General features: G+C 47.9%; 3 protein-coding genes and 1 pseudogene. All 4 read right to left on the reverse strand.

Annotated elements, in window-relative coordinates; genetic code table 11:
• A pseudogene (locus tag L2748_RS23430) lies at positions 1-355 on the reverse strand (hypothetical protein); the annotation flags it as partial.
• A gap of 29 nt (positions 356-384) precedes the next feature.
• Complete coding sequence (locus L2748_RS24585; protein WP_220783485.1) at positions 385-1,626, reverse strand: TraB/TrbI/VirB10 family type IV secretion system protein; 1,242 nt, start codon at positions 1,624-1,626, stop codon at positions 385-387.
• A complete protein-coding gene (locus L2748_RS23440) occupies positions 1,619-2,074 on the reverse strand; it encodes a hypothetical protein (RefSeq protein ID WP_220783484.1) in 456 nt (151 codons plus the stop codon). The genes L2748_RS24585 and L2748_RS23440 overlap by 8 nt, the downstream gene beginning before the upstream one ends.
• Positions 2,074-2,658, reverse strand: a 585-nt coding sequence (locus tag L2748_RS23445) for a TrbG/VirB9 family P-type conjugative transfer protein (RefSeq protein WP_248957801.1), incomplete at its 5' end; no start/stop codon positions are given. The genes L2748_RS23440 and L2748_RS23445, both read right to left, overlap by 1 nt.

A 2,658-nucleotide genomic window follows, 5' to 3' on the forward strand; every position in this document is an offset into this window, starting at 1 on the left:
TCCATGCAACCTGAGTGAACTTGTCTTTGGCAAACCAGCGGTTCATGGCATCAAAGTAGCTTTCATCGGGATAGATGAAGTGTGAATGCTGGTAAACCACCGGCTTAGCTGCTTCAACACTCAAAGGTGCTTTTGTTTGTGAGTGAACTTGTTTGTTGATAGTCACTGCACTTGGCTCTAGTGCTTGCGCAGTCACTTGATGTGCAGCTGCACGAGCAGTGATAGGCGGAAGTTTTAATTGCGCATTAATGACGGGTTTTCCGTCTTTATCAAATGACACGGATTCTTGTTCAAAATGAGCAGCGTGAAGTGCAAATGGCGCGCACAGTAGTGCCGCCGTGATTATGTTTTTCATGGCAAACCTTTATAGAGTTTAAGTTGGGGTTAACGGCGTGGGATATATGGGCTTAACAGGACGTCTTTATTGACCATCACGTTAAATCGGTAACCGTTACGAATAATAATGCGCGGTTGCACGTCTAAGTTTTTCTGAATAAGACTGCTACCGGTTTGGGCAAACTGTTGGGTTACACCGTCTGCAATCGCGCTAGGTGTATCGCTGTCGCCGTTATCACTGACACCCGCTTGAGCGGCGCCGGAGATCATGCCAAGCAGCAAAGCATTACCAAAGATTTTGAAGTAGTGGTTATCAACCTCATCTTCAAACCCTGCATACCCTTGTGTGTCCATGCCGCCCATGTTTTCAAGATTAAGCGTTGAACCATCAGGAAAGTTTATCCGGCTCCATGCCAGTAATACTCGCGATTGACCATAAGCGATTTGGCTATCATAGACCCCGTATAGCTTACTGCCTTGAGGGATAAGCAAATGCGCACCACTGCCGCTGTCATAGACATTCTGGCTTACCGAAGCAATAACTTGACCGGCTAAGTCCGAATTGATCCCGCTGATTAATGTAGCAGAGATAACCGTTCCCACCTTAAGCTCATAAGGACTGATTGAGGCTTCCTTAGTGTGCTGTAGGTAATCAATTTGGCGATGCTCCTCCATAAAGGCCCGCTTTTGTTGTTGATGATTGGGTTGTGCTGCACCGTAGCTTTCTAACCCTGCCGTCGTTGTCGGCATCGCGGATTGCTGTGCAATGCGTTCTTGCAGCATTTGCGCCTGTGCATCCAGTTGCGACAAGGCATCATTGGTTGCTTGAGCGTTACTTTGCGGGCTCTTAAGTTGCACCACTGTATCGCTGGCCATGGCACTCATTAATTGCTGTTGACGGTAATCGAGCATTTGTTGCTGATAGGCCATTGAGCGCTGCATATCGAGAGTTAACACTGGCGGAGGTACAACAACCGGCACCACTTGCGGCGGTGGTATGAGCTCTGCCTCTTCACTTTTGGGTTTGATGGTCGTGGTTTTATCCAGGTTCACAGCGACCAATTCAGGTACTTCCCCTTCACTGCTGCGCTTATCTGCCGCAGCGGCTTGCTCAGCCTCTGCCCCACTGCCTGATGTGTCGGCGCCTTTACTGGCAAGCGCCCACAGCATTAACAGCACAATAAAACCCAAAATACAGCTACCAAAAACAACCAGCTGCTTTTTTAAGGATTTTTTGTTGGGGTGATGGGAGTTGGGATCTTGATTGACGATTGGGTTAACACTACTCACCGGATACCCCCTCAAAGACACTGGTTGTCGCTAATGGTCTGAGTATTTCATTGTGATCCCGTAACCAAATGCGTTGAAATGAGAAGCGGTCGTTAACCATGACACGAATGTAGAGTTGCCCTTCATTCAGTGTATCAAGGGTGTAATACAGTTCGTTGTGAGTCTTGGCGACCGGTTCTTCTTCGCTGATAGTTCTTACGTACAACGCTAGACCTTGTTTGCGTAGCGCGGTTTCTACCGCTTCGGAAAACGAGGTACTGGTAGACCACATCGGGTAATCAAACTCGAACGTGGCCGCTGCGCCATGTTTCTCTTTTATCAGCCATGCTAGATCTGATGCGATCAGTGTTTCTTCGCTATCTGATAAGGAAAAGTTGAAATAGTTACGGGGTGAGGTGCTGCAACCTGCCATTAATATGAGGGTGAACACTAAAATCAGTTTACGCATTATTCGCCCTCATACTCAATTAAGATGGATTCCTGATCGCCGCCCACATCGACCACTAACATGATCGCTGATGACAGTTGATCGACAATGAAACGCCCGTTAATACGGCGGCCATCTTGAATGTAGCTGTTTTTATAACGGTAATTCACCAGCTCTTGTTGATTGCCGTTCACCACTAATAAGGTCGGTAGAGTGCGGTGCTCGACTTTCGCCGGCATTTCAATAATGGTTTTTTGACCATCGTTGTAAACCCGTAGCGGTTTGAAATTCGCTTTACCGGATACGTCATAGTTGAAATCAAGCTCAGGGACACGTTGACCATCGGGCAAGGTGTTAAGCTGGGTTTCAACCTGCATATCTTGTTGGTACTTCGCCCACTGCGCCGCCCTTGCTTCGGGGTACTCAAAGTTCACAATCGGCATCCACTTGTCTTTATCTGATACAAGCTTGACCTGATATATGCGTTTATTGGTGGCGATGGTGAGCGTGGTGCTTAGATCTACATCGGTTGGCTTGATAATAAGTTGGGTGCGCTTGTTAACCCCCGAGCCTGATACGGTAGGCGTCACGCGCCAACGAACCGT

It is taken from the genome of Shewanella sairae, from assembly GCF_023283535.1.
GTDB lineage: Bacteria > Pseudomonadota > Gammaproteobacteria > Enterobacterales > Shewanellaceae > Shewanella > Shewanella sairae.

Excerpts from the sequence above, each read along its gene's own strand:
- L2748_RS23440 (WP_220783484.1), bottom strand. The coding sequence starts at position 2,074 with ATGCGTAAACTGATTTTAGTGTTCACCCTCATATTAATGGCAGGTTGC.